This is a genomic window from Microbispora sp. KK1-11, from assembly GCF_006874435.1.
GTDB classification, from domain to species: Bacteria; Actinomycetota; Actinomycetes; order Streptosporangiales; family Streptosporangiaceae; genus Microbispora; species Microbispora catharanthi.
On sequence record NZ_VIRJ01000043.1, the window covers coordinates 42,384 to 60,313 of the forward strand.

Annotated in this window: 18 protein-coding genes; 9 read left to right on the forward strand and 9 right to left on the reverse strand. The window is 71.2% G+C overall.

The window, feature by feature from the left end; all coding sequences use genetic code 11:
• Positions 1–7: 7 nt before the first annotated feature.
• The 4 genes from FLW16_RS38955 to FLW16_RS38970 all read left to right on the forward strand — a co-directional run bounded on the left by FLW16_RS38955 (position 8) and on the right by FLW16_RS38970 (position 4,054).
• Positions 8–298, forward strand: coding sequence for a hypothetical protein (locus FLW16_RS38955; RefSeq protein ID WP_142566012.1), 291 nt, complete (start codon positions 8–10; stop codon positions 296–298).
• 134 nt (positions 299–432) lie between these two features.
• Positions 433–1,527, forward strand: coding sequence for an AMP-binding protein (locus FLW16_RS38960; RefSeq protein WP_142566013.1), 1,095 nt, complete (start codon positions 433–435; stop codon positions 1,525–1,527).
• Positions 1,527–2,897, forward strand: a complete 1,371-nt coding sequence (locus FLW16_RS38965) for an aldehyde dehydrogenase family protein (protein ID WP_142566014.1) — start codon at positions 1,527–1,529, stop codon at positions 2,895–2,897. The genes FLW16_RS38960 and FLW16_RS38965 overlap by 1 nt, the downstream gene beginning before the upstream one ends.
• 32 nt (positions 2,898–2,929) lie before the next feature.
• A complete protein-coding gene (locus FLW16_RS38970) occupies positions 2,930–4,054 on the forward strand; it encodes a S9 family peptidase (protein WP_142566015.1) in 1,125 nt (374 codons plus the stop codon).
• On the opposite strand, the gene FLW16_RS38975 is transcribed toward FLW16_RS38970, so the two are convergent.
• Complete coding sequence (locus FLW16_RS38975; protein ID WP_221891498.1) at positions 4,041–4,763, reverse strand: GNAT family N-acetyltransferase; 723 nt, start codon at positions 4,761–4,763, stop codon at positions 4,041–4,043. The genes FLW16_RS38970 and FLW16_RS38975 overlap by 14 nt on opposite strands.
• 172 nt (positions 4,764–4,935) lie before the next feature.
• Between FLW16_RS38975 and FLW16_RS38980 the strand changes: the two genes are divergently transcribed.
• The 3 genes from FLW16_RS38980 (at position 4,936) to FLW16_RS38990 (ending at position 8,970) form a co-directional block, all read left to right on the forward strand.
• Entirely contained in the window at positions 4,936–6,594 is a 1,659-nt protein-coding gene (locus FLW16_RS38980) for a hypothetical protein (RefSeq protein ID WP_142566016.1), read from the forward strand.
• Positions 6,595–6,960: 366 nt separating this feature from the next.
• On the forward strand, positions 6,961–7,617 hold the full coding sequence (locus tag FLW16_RS38985) for a class I SAM-dependent methyltransferase (RefSeq protein ID WP_221891499.1): 657 nt from the start codon (positions 6,961–6,963) through the stop codon (positions 7,615–7,617).
• Positions 7,618–7,872: 255 nt separating this feature from the next.
• A complete protein-coding gene (locus FLW16_RS38990) occupies positions 7,873–8,970 on the forward strand; it encodes a hypothetical protein (RefSeq protein ID WP_142566017.1) in 1,098 nt (365 codons plus the stop codon).
• Positions 8,971–9,054: 84 nt separating this feature from the next.
• Here FLW16_RS38990 and FLW16_RS38995 read toward each other — a convergent pair whose 3' ends face one another.
• The 8 genes from FLW16_RS38995 to FLW16_RS39030 all read right to left on the reverse strand — a co-directional run bounded on the left by FLW16_RS38995 (position 9,055) and on the right by FLW16_RS39030 (position 16,662).
• Entirely contained in the window at positions 9,055–9,699 is a 645-nt protein-coding gene (locus tag FLW16_RS38995; protein ID WP_142566018.1) for a permease-like cell division protein FtsX, read from the reverse strand.
• Positions 9,696–10,223 (reverse strand): sigma-70 family RNA polymerase sigma factor, encoded by a 528-nt coding sequence (locus tag FLW16_RS39000; protein ID WP_142566019.1) that lies wholly within the window; start codon positions 10,221–10,223, stop codon positions 9,696–9,698. The genes FLW16_RS38995 and FLW16_RS39000 overlap by 4 nt, the downstream gene beginning before the upstream one ends.
• 135 nt (positions 10,224–10,358) lie before the next feature.
• Positions 10,359–10,742, reverse strand: coding sequence for a nuclear transport factor 2 family protein (locus tag FLW16_RS39005; RefSeq protein WP_142566020.1), 384 nt, complete (start codon positions 10,740–10,742; stop codon positions 10,359–10,361).
• 71 nt (positions 10,743–10,813) lie between these two features.
• Positions 10,814–12,364 carry a CARDB domain-containing protein gene (locus FLW16_RS39010; RefSeq protein ID WP_221891500.1) on the reverse strand — a complete coding sequence of 517 codons (1,551 nt, stop codon included), beginning with the start codon at positions 12,362–12,364 and terminating at the stop codon, positions 10,814–10,816.
• A gap of 167 nt (positions 12,365–12,531) precedes the next feature.
• Positions 12,532–12,942, reverse strand: coding sequence for a hypothetical protein (locus FLW16_RS39015; protein ID WP_142566021.1), 411 nt, complete (start codon positions 12,940–12,942; stop codon positions 12,532–12,534).
• Entirely contained in the window at positions 12,923–13,960 is a 1,038-nt protein-coding gene (locus FLW16_RS39020; RefSeq protein ID WP_142566022.1) for an RDD family protein, read from the reverse strand. Before FLW16_RS39020 ends, FLW16_RS39015 begins: the two co-directional genes overlap by 20 nt.
• A complete protein-coding gene (locus FLW16_RS39025) occupies positions 13,957–14,322 on the reverse strand; it encodes an ADP-ribosylation/crystallin J1 (RefSeq protein WP_221891501.1) in 366 nt (121 codons plus the stop codon). The genes FLW16_RS39020 and FLW16_RS39025 overlap by 4 nt, the downstream gene beginning before the upstream one ends.
• 93 nt (positions 14,323–14,415) lie before the next feature.
• Positions 14,416–16,662, reverse strand: a complete 2,247-nt coding sequence (locus FLW16_RS39030; RefSeq protein ID WP_221891502.1) for a helix-turn-helix domain-containing protein — start codon at positions 16,660–16,662, stop codon at positions 14,416–14,418.
• 164 nt (positions 16,663–16,826) lie between these two features.
• Here FLW16_RS39030 and FLW16_RS39035 point away from each other — a divergent pair, with 164 nt between their 5' ends.
• Positions 16,827–17,282 (forward strand): carboxymuconolactone decarboxylase family protein, encoded by a 456-nt coding sequence (locus tag FLW16_RS39035; protein ID WP_142566025.1) that lies wholly within the window; start codon positions 16,827–16,829, stop codon positions 17,280–17,282.
• 56 nt (positions 17,283–17,338) lie between these two features.
• The gene (locus FLW16_RS39040) at positions 17,339–17,797 is read left to right on the forward strand and encodes an iron chaperone (protein ID WP_142566026.1); all 459 of its coding nucleotides are present in this window, start codon (positions 17,339–17,341) and stop codon (positions 17,795–17,797) included.
• Positions 17,798–17,930: the final 133 nt, after the last annotated feature.

Genomic DNA, 17,930 nt, shown 5'->3' on the forward strand with positions numbered 1-17,930 from the left:
GCGGGCGATGCCGCGTGGGGAGCCTTCGGTGGCCGCGTCGGGCGAGTGGCGGGACGAGGACGGCGTACGCAAGCCCGCGGGCGAGGCACACGCCTGGTGGCCCGGCACCAATCAGACCGTGTGCGGGCTCGCGCTCAGCCGGTCGCGGCTGTACCGGTTCCACCACGTCCCCTGGCCGGACGCGTTCCCCGAGTCGGGCGGGGCGGCCGACGAGGTGCGGAGGGTGTGTCCCCGCTGCCGGGCCGCGACGGGGAAAGGCCAGGGCCGGCTCTGGCAGCGCACCTCCCCCCGCCCCTGAGAACGGGCCCTGAGAACGGGCCCTGGGATCTGGTGTCCGATCTTTTCCACAGTCCCGGAATTTCTTGACCTGGCGGCGAATCACCCGGAAATAGCCTGGCTTTTCAGGGGATTTCCGAGTCAAAGGGGCCGGATATGTCAACAGATCCGATCCTCGACTGCCCGCTCGACCAGGTCCCGGAGGGCCCGGAGTTCATCGAGGCCGCCATGCGGTGGCACTTCAGCCCCGAGACCGGCTCGCCGTTCTGGCTGGACCGGGCGAAGACGCTCGGCTTCGACCCGCGTGAGGACGTGCGCACCTTCGAGGACCTGCGCCGGTTCCCCAACGTGGCCAACGAGCTGCGCGACGTCCGGGTGGAGGACCTGATCCCCCGGGGGTACGGCGCGGACGCGGACGTGATCGGCGTGTACGAGAGCGGCGGCACCACCGGGCCGCCCAAGCGCGTCGTGCTGCTGCGGGACTGGGTGGAACGGCTGATGCACCGGACCGAGCAGGACCTGCGGGCGAGGGGCTATCCCGAGAGCGGCCACTGGCTGTCGCTCGGGCCGACCGGGCCGCACGTCTTCGGCGAGCTGGTCCGCTGGCAGGCCGCGCGGCGGGGCGGCATCCGGTTCACGGTCGACATGGACCCCCGGTGGGTCAAGAGGTGCATCGCCGAGGGCCGCGCCGACGAGGCCGAGCGGTACGCCGAGCACCTGATCGACCAGAGCACCTACATCCTGGAGACCCAGGACGTGCGGGTCCTGGTGACCACGCCGCCGCTGCTGACCCGGCTCGCCCGCAGGAGCGCGCTCGTCGGCCTGATCAACGAGAAGGTCGCCGCGATCAGCTGGGGCGGCGCGCACATGGACCCCGACACCCGCTATCTGCTCCGCACCGAGGTCTTCCCGAACGTCAGGCTGTACGGCACGTACGGCAGCACGATGATCCTCGGCGGGCTGGCCGAGCGCGTCGCGCCGCCGGAGGAGGACCTCGTCGTCTTCGACTCGTTCTCGCCCTACATCACGTTCTCGGTGGTGGACCAGGAGACCGGGGAGGCCGTCCGGTACGGCGACCGCGGCCAGGTGGTGATGCACCACGTCAGCAAGAGCTTCCTGCTGCCCAACAATCTCGAACGCGACCTGGCGACCCGTGTGGCGCCGCCGCCGGGGCAGATGGGCGACTCCGTCGCCGACGTCGGCCCGCTCCCCACCTTCGAGAACGAGACGGTCATCGAGGGGGTGTACTGATGGACGAGCTGATCCGGCTCGACGCGCTGGGCGCGGGCGGTCCCTACCACAGCCGCAGCCGGTCGACGATCACGGAGCTGACCGGCACGCCGGTCGCCGAGCTGAGCCTGGTGCCGCGGCTGTTCGTCCAGCGGACGATGGCGGCCTTACGCGAGGCGCGGACCCTGCCGGCCGACGAGCGGGCGGCGGCCCTCGCCCGCGCGGGGCGGCTCTTCGCGACCGGCGTGGTGGACGGCATTCCTGCGGAGGAGTACCAGCACATCGTCAGCCGCGTCTCGGGGATGCCGATCACCGTGGTCCGCTCGGCGACCTCGGGCATCGGGCGGCGCGCCGCGGAGGCGTACCGCACCACCCGGTACGCCCGGCCCGAGGGCGCGGTGGACGACTGGCGCGACCCTCTCACCCGCAACGGCCAGGCGGTCTGGACGCGGCGCGGCGACGTCTTCGCCGTCCACGCCGCGGGCAACCACCCGGGCGTGCACACGCTGTGGCTGGAGGCCCTGGCGCTCGGCTACCGGGTCGCGGTGCGTCCCTCGCGGCGCGAGCCGTTCACCCCGCACCGCCTGATCACGGCGCTGCGGGAGTCGGGGTTCGGCGACGACCAGGTGGTGCTCCTGCCGACCGACTACACGGTGGCCGACGACATCATCCGCGACGCCGACCTCGCCATGGTGTACGGCGGCGAGGAGGTCGTGAACAAGTACGGCAACGACGTCAGGGTGCTGCCGCAGGGCCCGGGACGGTCCAAGATCCTGCTCACCGGGCCCGACTGGGAGTCCCACCTGGACACGATCGTGGAGTCGGTCAGCGCCTTCGGCGGGACGGCCTGCGTGAACACCACCGCCGTCTTCGTGGAGGGCGATCCCGCACCGGTGGCCGAGGCCGTCGCGGAACGGCTCTCGGCGATCCCGAGCCTGCCGCCGGAGGACGACGGCGCGGTGCTGCCCGTCCAGCCGGTCGCGGACGCGCACGCGATCGAGAAGTACCTGCTCGACCACGTGAACGGCGCGACGCCGGTGCTCGGCGGCGACGGCGTGGTGGACGAGCTGGGCGACGGCAGCGGGGTCCTGCGGCCGGCCGTCTTCGTGGTGGACCGGCCGGACGCGCCCCAGACGGGCATCGAGCTGTCGTTCCCCTGCGTGTGGTTCGCGCCCTGGAGCGGGGCGGACGGCATCGAGCCGCTGCGGAACACGCTCGTGCTGACCGCGATCACCGAGGACGCCGGGCTGGTCGACCACCTGGTGGAGGACCCGTCGATCAGGAACGTCTACCTGGGGGACACCCCCACCTATCTGATGCCGCCGTGGGTTCCGCACGACGCCTACCTCGGTGAGTTCCTCATGCGTACGAAAGGCCTCATCCGCACTTAACCAACTGCAAAAGGCCCAGTAGATTCTGGGCCATGCGCAGGACGACACGATGGCGGCGCCGCCTGCTGTGGACGCTCGTCGTCGTCGTGGTGCTCGCGGTGGCCGCCGTCGGCGGCGCGGGCTGGTACTACTCCGGTCTGGTCATCGACCCCGTCCACACCTCCGGCTATCCCCTGGAGGTGACGGCCGTCAGCGGCGACCGGGTCACGATCAAGGGCGGCGCCGACACGGACGCCCCCGGCACGTACGGCCTGACCTGGGCGGACGGCAACGCACTGGTGGGCCAGGTGATCGCGACCGGGGCCGGCACGGTGACCAGGAAGGTCACCGAGGTCGTCCACGGCGAGCTGCGGCCAGGAGTGCACGCCTACCTCGACCGCTGGCTGTGGGGCCACGCGACCCCGGCCGCCGCCGGCGTGCCGTACACGGACGTGAAGATCCCCTCGCCGCTCGGCGACTTCCCCGGCTGGCGGACCGAGGGCACCTCGACGACCTGGGTGATCGCCGTACACGGCCGCAACGGCGGCCCGGCGGAGGCCCTGCGCGTGCTGCCGGTTTTCCACAGCCTGGGGATGCCGGTGCTCGGCATCACCTACCGCAACGACGAGGACGCCCCGGCGAGCCCTGACGGCAAGTTCCACCTCGGCGCCACGGAGTGGCGGGACGTGGCGGCGGCCATCACGTACGCCAAGAGCCGGGGCGCGACCGGGATCGTCCTCTACGGCTGGTCGATGGGCGGGGGCATCGTGCCGATGGCCGTACGCAACCTGCCCGGCGAGCCGATCAAGGCCATGATCCTCGACAGCCCGGTCATCGACTGGCGGGCGCCGATCGCCCTCGGGGCCGAGCAGATGGGCGTGCCCGGCTTCCTCGTGTCGGTGGGCGAATGGGTCATCGAGCGGCGCACCGGCGTGTCCTTCGACGACATCGACCACCTGCGGCACGCCCGCGAGTTCAGGATCCCCACCCTGGTCTTCGTGGACGACGACGACGCGACCGTGCCGATCGGCCCGGCGCTGCGGTTCGCCGAGGCCCGCCCCGACATCGTCAGGCTCGTGCGGACGAGCGGAGGCGGGCACACGGGCTCCTGGAACGCGGACCCCGGCCGTTACGAGCGGGAGGTGAAGGAGTTCGCCACGTCGATCAGCTCGGGATGACGACGGTCATCGAGCTGCCGACCAGGGTGAAGCCGAGTCGCTCGTACACGCGTCTGGCCGGGTTGCTCTCGGACACGACCAGGCCCAGCCGCTCCCATCCGTCTGCCGCCGCCCTGTCCCGTACGGCGGCCAGCATGCGCGCGCCGAGGCCGGGGGGCGTGCGGGCGGGGTGACGGAAGACCTCGACCACCCAGGGCCGGCCGTGGAAGAGGGTGACCACCACGCCGCCGGCCACCACGTCGTCCCGGTCCACGGCGAGCACGCTGCAGGGCAGGATCTCGCCGGTCACCTTCCCCGCCAGCAACGGGGTGAGGAGGTCGCGCAGCGCGGCGGCGTCGTCCACGTTCCGATGGTCGGGGTGGCCCGCCGGATAGGCCGCCCGCCACGCCGCGAACACCTCCTCGGGAGACCGGTCGCAGGGCACGAACCGGAAGCCCTCGGGCGCCCCGGCCTCGGCAGGCGGCGCCGTACGCAGCTCACCGGTCATCTCGTGGGCGTGCCGCATCACACGGGCGCCACGCGCGACCAGCGCCTCGCCCAGGTCCACCGGCCCCGCCACCGCCCAGCCCGGCAGCTTCGCCATGATCGCGTCGACCGCGCCCGGGCCCATGACCTCGACCAGGTCGGCGCACGGCAGCCCGTATCGCTCGTCCTCGACATAACTGAAGGCAGGGGCGCCGTCCGCCCCGGCCAGAATCACTCGTTCCACAGGAGGGAGGCTCCCCGAGTACGACGAGGGCGGGCAACACCTTTTTCGCCCCGCGCACGCCGGATCAACCGGAGGAAACGGCGGCCGCGGCCCTTTCCCCATCATCCGTACATTTCGATCTTCCTGTGGATAAGGTGCCTCTGGTTTTGTCGGGCGGACCGGGAGTGGCGTCATGTGGCGATCACGAGGTTTCTGGCTGTGGACGGTCGCGACCGTGATGACGCTGCTGCCTCTGGTGCCGTGGGTGTTTCCGGGCGGGGAGGTCTACTCCGGATTCACGGTGTTCGGCGATATCCCGTCCTGTCCGGCCTTCGAATTCCAGACGACGTTGTTCTCCGCTCCGCTCATGGCGTACCTGCTCTGGGCGCATGTCGTCGCCGTCCCTCTCGCCTTCGCGCTCTGGCTGGTGACGCGCGGCGGGCTCCCGAGCCGGGTGACGGGTCGCGTCGTCGCCTGCCACGGGCTGCTCCTGGCGCTCGTGAACCCGGCGCTCGTCGCGTACGACCTGGTCACGGTCGGCTCCGGGTGCTGGGGGCAGTGGGAGCCGATGGCCGTGTGGAACCTGGGCGTGAGCGCCTGCGACGTGGTCGCCGCCGCCCTGATCCTGTCGGCCGTCCGGCCCGCCTGGTCCCGCCCCCGTGACCGGCTGCGCCGTACGGCCGGGGGGCTCGCGGTGTGCTGCCTCCTGCTGGCCGTGCCCGTGGCGGACCGGGGAGCCGACGACCGCTACACCGGCCTCGACGTGGTCATGCGCCTGTTCCCCGATTATCCGGACACCGACTCCCCGGTCGCCGGGGCCGGCAGGGATCCCGAGACGGAGCGACTGCTCGCCGGCGCGGCCGAGAAGGCCGCGGAGAAGGCCGCTGAGAAGTCCGCGGAGAGCGAGAGCACGACCCTGAGCATCGGCGATGACGTCGACGCAGGCGAAGGCGAGGTCGGAGGCGAGGGCGGGTTCGCCGCGGAGCCCGATTGCGACCCGTGGACCGTGATCCACCGGTCGTACGGCGACACCGCGCCCCGCGACCGCCAACTCGCCTTCCTCTGCATGGCGCGGGACGTCGCGGGGTACGCTCCGCGGCTCATGGGGCTGCCCGATCGGGAGCTGCTGTCGTTCGGACGGGCATTGTGCGGCGTCGCCGGACGGCCCTCCACCGAGCCGCGCGTCCGCACCCTGCTCGACCAGGCCGGGGCGTACGACTGGAGCTACCAACTCGCGGAGGCGCTGGTCTTCCTGTGCCCGGACGCGGTCGCCCGGAAGTGGCCCGAACTCGTGATGTCGGAGGCCGAGGCCCAGCGGAAGATAGACGAGTACCGGGCGCGGATGACCGCCCGTTGCGCGGACCCTGCCCGCCGCCTGCGGCCGGTGCGGCAGGCGACCACGGCCCTTTTCGTGGGCGAGGGCGGCGGCTATCTGGTCGACGGCGGCACGGGCCGGTCCGGCGAGGAGCGGCCGCGCAGACTGGACCGCGCGTTCGACGACGCCATCGACTGGCTGACGACGACCGCAGTCTCGGTCGGCACCGCCGTGGACAACTACCCGATCTGCCTGACGGTCAAGGCGCTGCGCCAGGCTCCCCGCGTACGGCTGACGGGCTGGGACACGGTCGTCGAGACCGGCGTCGACAGCCCGGACGGCACGCTCGAACTCCTCGGAGAGGACAGCCCCCCTCTGCCGAACCTCGCCTCCGCCGGGCCCGGCCGCTATCGCGTCCGCGTCTACATGCGGAAACAGGAGGAGGCGATGACGTACGAGTCCGACGGCCCGGTCGAAGAGCACCTGGTCCTCGTCTTCCCCGGCACGTCCGGAAAGACCGTCTTCCTCAAGGATTGAGCGGTGGGTGAGCGGCGGGCGCGGAGATCGGCTCGGAAAAAGATGGCGTGGCCCGGGAACAACGAGTGCGGACACGTGGTTGGATGAAGCGTGGCCGGTGTGCAGGTGTCCCCGGGCCTCACCTAATTTGCCTTCGCGGACTACCGTTCGGCTGGAGCCGCGTTGTGCCTTTCGCCGAGAGGCGACCCGGCACCGGCACCACACGTGCGGGACCCCGGCAGGAGATCCTCCTGCCGGGGTCCTGGCGTCTCCGGAGCCTCTTGCGAGGTGAACCGTTCACCTCCACAGGCCGTCTGACCCCTGCGAATATCACCCGTCTTGCCCTTTGCATCCACTTTTGTCGGCTGCGGGTGACAAGATGCGTCCGTGCCTGATCTGGATCCCCAGTCGATCGCCTCCTACTGGGACGCGGAGGCAGACACCTTCGACGACGAAGCCGACCACGGGCTCCGCGACCTCCGGGTCCGCGCGGCCTGGGCGGGACGGCTGCGGTCCTGGATGCCGCGGCCTCCCACCGACGTCCTCGACCTGGGCTGCGGCACCGGGTCGCTGACGCTGCTGCTGGCCGAGCAGGGACACCGGCCGGTGGGCGTGGACCTGTCCCCCCGGATGGCCGAGGCGGCCCGGGGCAAGCTCGCCGCGGCGGGCTTCACCGCGCCCGTCCTCACCGGCGACGCGAGCGACCCGCCGGCCGCCGCAGGAAGCTCCTTCGACGTCGTCCTGGCCCGGCACCTGCTGTGGACCCTGCCCGCGCCGGAGCGCGCGTTGCACACCTGGATGAGTCTGCTGCGCCCGCACGGCCGGCTGATCCTCATCGAGGGCAACTGGCAGGCCTCCGGGGACGGCCCGCCGTACGTGCCGGGCGCCGGCTCCCTGCCCTGGCTCGGCGGGGTGAGCGCCGAGCCCCTCGTCGAGGTGCTGCGGCCGTACGCCGCGAGCGTGCGAGTGGAGCCGCTGACCGACCCCGTGCTGTGGGGCAAGCCCATCCACGACGAACGGTACGCCGTCATCGCCCACCGCTGAGCCTGCGCTTTCTCCGGAAAACACGCAATGCCGAATCCGTAAACGTCTCGGCAATTAGTCGAAGCGCATTGCCGGCGAAATGTGGGGGCAAAGCGGAGGCCGGTCATCGACGTCGTCGTCGACAGCCACGCCCATGGGCACACATGAAATGCCACAGCGAACGGCCCGGGAGGGGTCAACTCGCCTGGACGGGCTCCGGCGGCGTGTGCCAACGATTGAGATACGACCGATCGCTGATCGGAGAGGAGTATCTCTATGCACGGCACTCGATTCTCATTACTGCTGGGTCCGGCAGTCCTGTCCGCGGTCACGCTCTGGCCGGCCATCGCATCGGCCTCCACCGCCGCCCACCCCTCCGGCCTCGCCGCCGCGCTCAGCGCGCCGCGGGCCGAGGAGCCGGGCACCAGCCTCGGCGAACAGTCGGAGGAGGCGGCTCAGCAGAGCGGAAGCGCGTACGAGGAGGAGAGCGGGTACGGGCGGGAGAGCGCCCAGGAAGGTTCATCGAGCGAGGAGTCGAGCGGCAGCCAGTCCCAGGGAAACCTCGCCTACCACCACTCGCGGGCCTCGCTGGGCGAGTCGTCGCTGCGCTCGTCGTCACTGCGCGCGTCGTCGCTGCGCTCGTCGTTGCTGCGGAGCAGCAGTCCGGCGCTCCGTGAGGAGTCGTCGTACAGCCGTCCGATCAGCTACACGCGGACGATCACCTACCAGCGCCCGGTCACGCAGACGCGCATGGTGACCGAGAGCCGTCCGGTCACGTTCACCCGGCAGGTCACCTTCCAGCGCCCGGTCACCGAGACGCGAATGGTCACCCGGATGCGTCCGGTCACCGAAACGCGCCAGGTGTCCTACCAGCGCCCCGTGACCTACACGCGCATGGTCACAGAAAGCCGGCCGGTCACCCGCCAGGTGACCTACCAGCGCCCGATCACCCAGACGCGGTACGTCACCGAGTCGCGTCCGGTGACGCGGTACGTCACCTACCAGCGTCCCGTGGTGAGCTACGTCACCGAGAGCCGTCCGGTCACCCACCAGGTGACCTACCAGCGGCCCATCACCGAGACGCGGTACGTCACCGAGAGCCGTCCGGTGACCCACCAGGTCACCTTCCAGCGCCCGGTCTCGGAGACACGCTTCGTCACGGAAAGCCGTCCGGTCAGCTACACCCGGATGGTGCCGGAGACTCACGAGGTCAAGTCCACGCGCTTCGTCAGCGAGAGCCGTCCGGTCAGCTACACGCGCATGATGACCTACCAGCGTCCGGTCAGCGAGACCCGGTACGTCACCGAGTCACGGCAGGTCACCAGCTACAGCCGGCCCATGATGCGCTCCTCCAGCGAGGACTGCGACCCGTGAGCCGGGAAGCGAGGTCCTGACATCCAGTAGGGCCATGAGGGGCACGGGCGTTCCCGCCCGTGCCCCTTCCGCTGTCCGTACGCGTCAGCGCCCCCTGCCGGGGAAGCTGCATTGCCTGGAGCTTTCCCCCTGCCGGCTCAGGTTGTCGATCAGACACCCTTCGGCGACGACGACGGACACCCCTGGCAGTTCGCTCGCCGCCCCGGCCACGGCCAGGGGGTCGGCGGCGGGGGCGACTTTCAGGCGGAAGGACTCCGGCATGTCCTCGAGTGTGGTCACCTTCAGCAGCAAGGGATTCGTCTCGAATCTACGGAACTTCTCGAACGCCGTCCGCTGGTCCTCGAACACGATGGTCTGCACATCGGGGCGGGCCTGAAGAACCCGCTCGATGTTCGCCTTCTCCCTGTCGGTGGCCCCGCCGCCCTTGCACTCCTCGAAGGCTGAGTCGTCCACACAGAGGTAGACCGAGACGTCGACCCCGTCGTACGAGGCCGCCGCGCCGCTCAGCGACATCACGGCGAGGCTGACCTCCCGGGGGTCCGGTGACGGCTGCGCGAACCGTGCGACGCCCACGGTCGTCGCAGCCATCGCGAGGGCCGCCGCGGCGATCGCGAGGCCGCGCGGCCGGGTGCGGCGTGGCGCGGGCAGCGCGTGGGCGAGGCCGTCGTCCGGCACCGTACGCGCGCGGGCCGCCATGGCGTCACGGAGCCGATCCTCGATGGTGCTCATGCGTCCTCTCCCAGTTCGCGGAGGAGTTTGGCCAGGGCTCGTGCGGTCGTGGATCTGACGGTGCTCTGCCCCACCCCCATGACCAGGGCGATCTCGGAGTCCGCCAGGTCGAGGTAGTAACGCAGCACCAGCGCCTCCCGCTGGCGCCGCGGCAGCCGGGCCAGTGCCTGCAGCATCTGCCTGCGGGACTCGCCGATGAGGACGGCGGTCTCCGCCGAGTCGGCGAGGTCGGTGACCCGCTGCGTGCGGCGCAGCATGACCGCACGGCGGCGCAGCACCGACCGCGACCCGTTGAGCACACAGGTCCGCAGATAGGCGAGCGTCAGGTCCGGGGGCCGCCGCCGGCCCTGCAGCCGGGCGAAGACGTCCTGCACCACGTCCTCCGCCGTCTCCAGGTCGCCGACGAGCAGCACCGCGAGCCGCACCAGGCCGACCCGGTGCTCGCGGTACAGCCCCGCCAGATCGGTCTTGGGAGGCGGCGCGGGCGGCGCGAGCGCCGTCAGCCGTAGGGATTCACGATCCATGCAGTGTGAACGCGCACCCCCGCCGATCCGCTGCTCGCGTCTTCGCGGCGATTCGCCGCTCGCGTGTTTCCGGCCCGGTACGTGCGAAGGCCCCTCCGGATGGTCCGGAGGGGCCTCGCGACGCCGAACCTCGCGTCACGCCTCACTGGCGTGGGCCGCCAGGACGCGCCAGCCGTACTCGCCGGTGTGCACCCACGTGCGCGTGTAGCGCAGCCGGCCGGCGAACGGCTCGCCGTCGAAGGCGCCTTCGAGGGTGCCGAGGAAGCACGTGACCCCGGTCGTCCCCGAGACGACGACGGTGAGGTCCTCCTCGGCAACCTTCGTCATCACCTGCGTACGCGAGCGGTGGTTGTGGAGATCGAGTTGCTTGGCCTCCGTGTGCAGCCGGCCGTCCGGCGGTCCCGTGAAGACGAGCCGCTCGTCGAGCAGCCGGTCGAGCTCCTCCACGTCACCGGTGAGCTGCGCCTTCTGCAGCCGCCGCTCGGCCTCGTACAGCTCGTCCAGAAGATTGCCTGCCATATCGGTCCTCTCCGTCGTGGCCCGTCTTCGGCGACACAACGGTAGTCCCGGCGGCTCCCGATTTCAGCAGGTTACTTCCCGGCGTCCTGCTTGCCCCCGGGCGTGCAGTACGGGCAGAACGGCTCGCGCTGGACGCAGACCTTGACCGCGTCGCTGTCGTTGGCCGGGTCGAGGTCGAGCTCCTTGCCGCCGACGGTGGCGGTGTTGACCGTCTCCCCGATCGCGGTGGCCTTCGCGTGGACGACCAGCGTGGCCGTCGCGCCACTGGCCAGCGTTCCCACGGTCCACGTTCCCTTGGCGTACGTGCCGGCCGAGGGCGTGGACGACAGGAAGGCGAGGTTGGCCGGCAGGGCGTCCTTGACGGCGACGCCGGTGGCGTCGTTGGGCCCGGCGTTGGCGATCGTGACGCGGTAGGTGACGGTCTCCCCCACGGTGACCTCGGTCTTGTCCGCGGACTTGACCACGCTCAGGTCGACGGCCGGATTGACCTCGGTGACGGCGTCCCCGCTGGTGGAGGTCAGCGGCTCGGGCTCGGGACCGAGCCGGTTCTCGTAGGCGACCGCGCCGCTGTTGACGACCTGCTTGCCCGCGACCGACCTGCCGACCTTGACCCGGAACTCCACGGTGGTGCCGTCCGGCAGGGTGGTGTCGTTGGCCAGCCGGCCCCCCGCCGTGCCCGTGGCGCCGTCGCCCAGCCTGAAGGAGACAGCACCGGTGGCGGCGTCGAACTCGGCCTGGTCGTCGCCGGCCTGGTCGGTCATCGCGCCGCTGCCCGGGCCGGCGACGACGCGGAGCGAGCCGGGCACGTAGGTGGTCCCGGCCGGGACCTTGTCGGTGAGCCGGACGTTCTGCGCGACGTCGCCGCCCTTGTTGACGGCGGTCAGCCGGTAGGTGATCTCGGCGCCGACGTTCACCGGCCCCTGGGGACTGGCGGACTTGGTGACGACGACGCACGGCGGGGTGCCGAAGAAGACGTCGTCGAGGAAGTTGCCGACCGACGCGTTGCCTCCGGCCGCGGAGATGGAACGGAAGGCGAACCTGGTGGTCGTCTGCCCGGCGGGCACGGTGTAGGTGCCGTGGTAGGCGCCCCACTTCCCGTTGCCGTCGGACATGATCCCCTGCTGGGCGGGGCCCGAGGGAGCGCCGATGTCCAGCGCCATCTGGTCGGTGCCGAGACGCCCGCGGTGGGACAGCCGCCAGTACAGCTTCTGGCCCGGAGTGGTCGGACGGTCCTGGTAGAGGGTCGAGACCTGGTTGGCGTTCAGCTCCGCGAACTGCGCGCCCTCGACCGCCGGAACGTTCATCCGGGGGCTCCAGACCTCGATCATGTGGTCGGTGGCGGTCGTCCGCCAGCCCGGCACCGCGTTGGGGTTGTTCTGCGAGGCGTCGGGGAACGGAGCCCACGTCCCGGCGACGACGGGCTTCTCGAAACCACCGTTGACCAGCGCCACCTGCTCGGGACACGACACGGGGTTCGGCGCCGCGGCCCGCTGCGCCACCGTGGCCACGGGCTCGGTACGGGCGGACGCGGCGTCGGCCGGGACCGCTCCGGACAGCGTCAGGGGAACAGCCGCCGCCAGCAGGGCGGCGACGGGGTAACACATCCGACGGATGTGCCTCATCATGAACGTCCTCTCGTCGTGGCGATTCACCAGGCCGTGCGACCGGCGCTGGCACCGCACGGAAGATTCGTCGGACGGCGACGAGAGGTGCGGCACGACACGTGTGGCCGTGCCAACAGTTGGCCGGATCTTGTTCTCTCCCGACCCCGTGCAGGGAAGATCTAGATCTAGGTCGAGGCGCTGGATGGCCCGCGATGCGGCCAGAACTGGACCAAGAACTGCTCCCGCGGATCCGCTTCGTCATCGGCCCGCGTGTACACCCGTACGTTCCACAGCCGCTCCGGCTCGCCGAGGAGCAGAAACCCGTCCTGCACGCCCGTGTACAGCTCCGCCGCGCAGACTTCTCCCGTCTCCGAGCGGAGGACGCGGGTGACGACATCCGCCCACGCCTCGCGCTGATCCCCCGGCTCGTCGTCCCACACTTCGAGCGTGAGGCCCACGAGGTCGTCCTCGGCCGAGAGGCTGAGGCCGCCGTCGTCGGACGGCTCGAAGGGGTCCCAGGAGAACGACACGTCGACGATGAAGAAGGTCCCATCGTGGACGTCGACCTCGCAGTCGCTACGGGAGATCAGGGGCATGAGGATCGCCTGTGGTGTGACGGGTGCGTACGACCGCCGCGCCCAGCAGCCGGTCGTGCAGGAACTGCCCCCTGGCGTCCAGGAACGCCGCCAGCCCGCCGGCGAGCAGGAGCACCGGCCCGATGTCGGGAACGACGGCGAGGCAGGGGAAGGCCAGCGTGCGGAGGGCCGCCCTGCCCGCTCCCAGCCGCTCACCCGTCCGCGCGTCGACGAGGCGCACGCGCAGCAGCCGCTTGCCGAGCGTCCGCCCCCACAAGGTGTGCTGCGCCCAGAAGTAGAGGAGCAGCGTGAACAGGGCGAGCAGTTCCTCGGGCCGCGCCCTGGCGTCGAGCACATCGTCGAGCCGTCCCAGCAGCCCCTGGCCGAACCAGGTGAACCAGATGCCGTCCGAGGAGATCAGCGACCAGGCGGGTTCCACGACGACGCGCAGAGCCGTCACAACGACCAGATAGTCGATGAGAGCCGCCACCGGACGACGCCACGCCGTCCCGGTCGCGGCGGCGACCGGCTCCTCCCAGGCCGCCGTACGCGACGCGGCGTACACCAGCGCCGCCGCGAGCAGGAGGCAAAGCTGGTTCGGCCCCCAGCCGCCGAGCACCGCACGGAACCAGTCGACGCTGAGCAGCGGGATCGTCCCGAGGCAGCCTCCCGGCTCGCTGTACATCGGGATGAGGGGCTCGACCACGGCGATCACGACGAGGAGCCCCGCCACCCGCCGGCCGACGACCTCGCGGTCCCTGTCGCGTACGTACGCCAGGAGCCCCAGGAGCACGGCCAGAGCGGGGACCGCCCAGCCCTCGGCGGTGTCCACCACCCTCGACAGGTCATCGCGCAACGTGGAGAGCGGCCATTCGTCGCCGCCCAGCATGCCTACGCACCCCTGAATCTCGAAGAAGCCCTCGCCGTACTCCAGCTCCCACCGCTCCCGCCACAGCTCCCACGTCGGAACCGCGGCCAGGGCTGTCGCGGCAGTCCAGGCCGGAACGGCGAGGCTTTTCCGCAGGCTTGAACGCCTCACATTCGGTCCAGGTCCGGCCGGAACTCGTGCACCACTTCGATGACGCCGGAGATGTGCGCGTTGAACTCGTCCAGCTCCTCGGCGGGCACCCACAGTTCGAGGATCGTCTCCCCGCCGACCTGCTGGATCGGATAGCGGGCCAGGAAGTCTGCGGGCACGTGAAAACGGGTCACATAGCCGACCCCGTAGTGAGGAGCATTCCAGTCACGGGCGATCCTGATCGCGTAGTCCTCGTTGAGCACGGGATAGAAGATCGGCTGCTCGGGCAGCCGCGGCGGCCACGCCCGCCACCCGGACCGCCGGACCAGTTCCAACTCCTCCGGCCCGGTCGGCCGCCACAAGGTCGTCAACTCACCTGACATGATCATCCCTCCCGCGACCCCTCAACCTAACCGGCCGGATCATGAGAAGGCATCCGAAATGTTCCGCCGACGCGTACGGACGGCGGGGATGGCTCAGCGGGCGGCGAGCACGGCCTCCCGCGCGGCGCGGGCGAGCTTCTCGTCGTACGGCCGGCCCAGCTCACGCGCGAGCTCGATGGCCCGGTCGAGCAGCGCCAGCGCCTCGTCACAGCGGCCCGCCGCGCGGCACGTCTCGGCGTAGGTGTGCAGGACATCGATCTCCAGCTGCACCTCGGCCAGCGGTTCCAGCAGCTCGAAGGCCCTCCGGTGGTGTTCGAGCGCCTTCTCGGGTGAACCCGTGATCCGCAGCGCGACACCGAGATAGTTGTGGCACCACGCCTGGTTGTGCTGGAGATTGTGCTGCTCGGACAGCTGCAACGCGTCATTCAGCGTTCGCAGCGACTCCGCGGGGTCGTCCGGCGCCAGGGCGAGACCGAGGGTGACCAGCCCGGTGATCTGTGCGGGCCCGTCCGCCAGGGCGACGGATGCCCGGGCGAGTTCGACGGCTTCGCCGCGCCACCCGAGGTGAAGTGTCACCCAACCGTCGAAGGCCAGCGCCTGGGACTGCCCCGCGTGGCGCCCGAGCCTCTCGAACAGCTCGCGTGCCCGCCGGAAGTGCGCCTGTGCCGCTTCGAGGTCACCGAGATCCCGGCGCACCATGCCGATACGCAGCGCCAGGGCGGCCGCGATGTCGTCGTCCGGCCCTGACTGCTCGGCCAGTTCGTAGGCGGAGAGCGCATCGGTGAGGCGTCCGGCGGTGGCACGGACGTAGCCGAGGTCCGCGAGCAGCGAAACCCGCTGCTGGTCGCGGCCGAGACGCGCCGCGGCGGCCGCGGCGGCTTCGAGCAGGCGTGCCTGGTCGTCGGTTCCACGGTGCCGGAAGAACCAGACCCGCATGGCCTGCGGCAGCTCGGCCACCACCTCGTCCTCGCCGAGCCGCACGGCGGCGTCGAAGCAGGCCACCAGGTTCACGTACTCGAGGTCGAACCAGGCCATGGCCTTCGCCGGATCTCCCGGCGCGGGTTCCGTGCGGTGCGGCGAGGGCAGGGTCCGATCGTGGGCGACGGCCTGCGCCAGATAGTGCGTCAGGACCCGGCGCAGGGCGGCTTCGGCCCGTGGCTCCTCGTCGGCGGCGAGGTCCGCCGCGTACTGCCGGATCAGATCGTGCATCCGGTAGCGCCCGGGCGAGGGCTCCTGGACCAGGTGGGCGTCGACCAGCTCCTCCAGCGCCGCGCCGGCCCGGTCGGGCGGCATGTCGGTGAGCGCGCCCGCCACCGCCGCGTCGAAGTCGGCGCCCGGCAGCACGCCCAGCAGCCGGAACACACGACGCTGGACCGCGTCGAGCTGCTGCAGCGACATGCCGAAGGCCGAGTCGAAGCGGCTGGGGGTGGCGCGCAGCCGCTCGGCCAGCACCGCCACCGTCCAGCCCGGGCGGTGGCGAAGCCGCGCGCCCGCCATCCGTAGCGCCAGCGGGAGCCCGCCGCACTGCCGCAGCACCTGGCCGACCGCTTCCTCTTCGCTGAGCGAGAGCCCGGCCGCCCGGCCGAACAGGTGCACCGCGTCGTCGTCGGTCAGCGGCTCCAGGGACACCGGCGGCACTCCGTCCAGGCTGACCAGCCGGTGGCGGCTGGTGACCAGGACCGCGGACTTCCCCGCGCCGGGGAGCAGCGGACGCACCTGCTCCGCGTCGACCGCGTTGTCGATCACGACGAGAATCCGCCTGCGGGACAGCTCCGACCGCCAGAGCGCCGCGCGATCGGCGGTGCCGGCCGGGGGGTGCGTGACGTCCAACGCGCCCAGCAGCCGGCCCAGCGCGGCGTGCGGCTCCAGTGGTTCCTGACCCGGGGTGAAGCCCTGCAGGTCGAGATAGAGCCCGCCGTCCGGATACGCGGAGACGAGCCGATGGGCCACGTGCACGGCCAGGCTGGTCTTGCCCACGCCCGCCATGCCGTCGATCGCGGCCGCGCCAGTGGTGCGCAGCAGCTCTTCGACCAGCGCGGACTCCGCTTCCCTGCCGGTGAAGTCGAACAGGTCGGCCGGCAGGTCGTTGCGGCGCCGGGCGGGCGCCGCGCCTGCTTCGGTCGCCTCGGCCCACAGCGCGCGCAGTGGCCGGGGATCGCGTCCCACGGCCCGGCACAGCGCCACGACGGCCTCCCATGGCGGCACGAGCCGGCCGGTCAGGTATCGCGACAACGACGAGCTGCTCAGATTCGTCTGGCGGGCGAGGGCGCGCAGGCTGAGCCCGCTCAGCTCCTTGATCCGGGCGAGCTGAGCCACCAGTCGCTCCTGGGGGCTGGACACGTGCAACACCGTACCCGTCCCGGCCCACGCTGACGGATCGGCGATGCGTTCGCGCAGCTCAACCGGGTTCCGCCTGTCCCACGGTGTCCCACGGACCAGGCGGGCCCCGGCACGCCGATGGTCGGATAGCACCTGTCGGAAACACCCACGACGAAGGAGAAACGATGTCGACCGAGCGCATGCCGAACCCGGCGGCTTTGATCCCCGAGGCGATGGAGGCCCTGATGGCGCTCAACAAGGCCATCGCGGGTGCCGGAGTGGACGGCAAGCTGCTGGCGCTGAGCCACCTGCGGGCCAGCCAGATCAACGGCTGCGCTCCGTGTGTGACCGGGGGCGTCCACCAGGCCCAGCGGCACGGCGTGACCGCAGACCAGGTGCATGCCGTCGCCGCGTGGCGGGAGACGCCGTGGTTCAGCGGCGAGGAGCGCGCCGCGCTGGCCCTGACCGAGGCCGTGACCCGGCTCGCCGACCAGGCGGACCCGGTGCCGGACCAGGTGTGGGACCTGGCCGCCAAGCACTTCGACCAGAAGGAGCTGGCCGCACTGCTGCTCAACATCGCGATCGCCAACGCCTTCAACCGGCTCAACGTGCCGACCCGCCGGCAGGCGGGCGCGTGGTGACACCACCCCCGACCGGCACCGCCCCGAACCACACGTCGCAGAAAGAGGAAGTCGTCATGTCGAACACCGCGAAGACCACCACCGCCAAGGGCCAGAAGTACGACGGTTTCACCGAAGAAGAGCGCGACGCGATGAAGCAGCGCGCCAAGGAGCTGAAGACGACCGCTCGGCGGGGCGCCAAGGCCGATACGGAGAGCGAGGTGCTCGCGAAGATCGCCGAAATGGCGGAGCCCGACCGGGGGATCGCCGAGCGGTTGCACGCCCTGATCAAGGCCAGCGCGCCCGACCTCACGGCGAAGCTGTGGTACGGGATGCCCGCGTACGCCCGCGACGGCAAGATGATCTGCTTCTTCCAGCCTGCGGCGAAGTTCAAGGCCCGCTACGCGACACTCGGCTTCAGCGACGAGGCGGCCCTCGACGAAGGCACCATGTGGCCGGCCTCGTACGCCCTGACCGAGATCACCGCCGACGTCGAGGCGAGGATCGGGGCGCTGCTGCGGCAGGCGCTGAGCTGAGGAGGACTAGACGAGTAAGTCCTAATTCCGGTCAGTGGTCGTAGGCGATCAGTGACCGGGTGATGGGTTGGCTGGTGGCGCGGTTGTGCCAGATGGCGGCGGTCAAGGCCAGGATCCGTTGGGCGATGCGGGC

What these genes read in the sequence shown, in the direction of transcription:
- FLW16_RS38990 (WP_142566017.1), top strand. Translation starts at nt 7,873, where the DNA reads ATGCACGGCACTCGATTCTCATTACTGCTGGGTCCGGCAGTCCTGTCC.
- FLW16_RS38970 (WP_142566015.1), top strand. Translation starts at nt 2,930, where the DNA reads ATGCGCAGGACGACACGATGGCGGCGCCGCCTGCTGTGGACGCTCGTC.
- FLW16_RS38980 (WP_142566016.1), top strand. Translation starts at nt 4,936, where the DNA reads ATGTGGCGATCACGAGGTTTCTGGCTGTGGACGGTCGCGACCGTGATG.
- FLW16_RS38965 (WP_142566014.1), top strand. Translation starts at nt 1,527, where the DNA reads ATGGACGAGCTGATCCGGCTCGACGCGCTGGGCGCGGGCGGTCCCTAC.
- FLW16_RS38955 (WP_142566012.1), top strand. Translation starts at nt 8, where the DNA reads ATGCCGCGTGGGGAGCCTTCGGTGGCCGCGTCGGGCGAGTGGCGGGAC.
- FLW16_RS38960 (WP_142566013.1), top strand. Translation starts at nt 433, where the DNA reads ATGTCAACAGATCCGATCCTCGACTGCCCGCTCGACCAGGTCCCGGAG.
- FLW16_RS39015 (WP_142566021.1), bottom strand. Translation starts at nt 12,942, where the DNA reads ATGCCCCTGATCTCCCGTAGCGACTGCGAGGTCGACGTCCACGATGGG.
- FLW16_RS39040 (WP_142566026.1), top strand. Translation starts at nt 17,339, where the DNA reads ATGTCGAACACCGCGAAGACCACCACCGCCAAGGGCCAGAAGTACGAC.
- FLW16_RS39035 (WP_142566025.1), top strand. Translation starts at nt 16,827, where the DNA reads ATGTCGACCGAGCGCATGCCGAACCCGGCGGCTTTGATCCCCGAGGCG.
- FLW16_RS39000 (WP_142566019.1), bottom strand. Translation starts at nt 10,223, where the DNA reads ATGGATCGTGAATCCCTACGGCTGACGGCGCTCGCGCCGCCCGCGCCG.
- FLW16_RS39010 (WP_221891500.1), bottom strand. Translation starts at nt 12,364, where the DNA reads ATGAGGCACATCCGTCGGATGTGTTACCCCGTCGCCGCCCTGCTGGCG.
- FLW16_RS38995 (WP_142566018.1), bottom strand. Translation starts at nt 9,699, where the DNA reads ATGAGCACCATCGAGGATCGGCTCCGTGACGCCATGGCGGCCCGCGCG.
- FLW16_RS39025 (WP_221891501.1), bottom strand. Translation starts at nt 14,322, where the DNA reads ATGTCAGGTGAGTTGACGACCTTGTGGCGGCCGACCGGGCCGGAGGAG.
- FLW16_RS39005 (WP_142566020.1), bottom strand. Translation starts at nt 10,742, where the DNA reads ATGGCAGGCAATCTTCTGGACGAGCTGTACGAGGCCGAGCGGCGGCTG.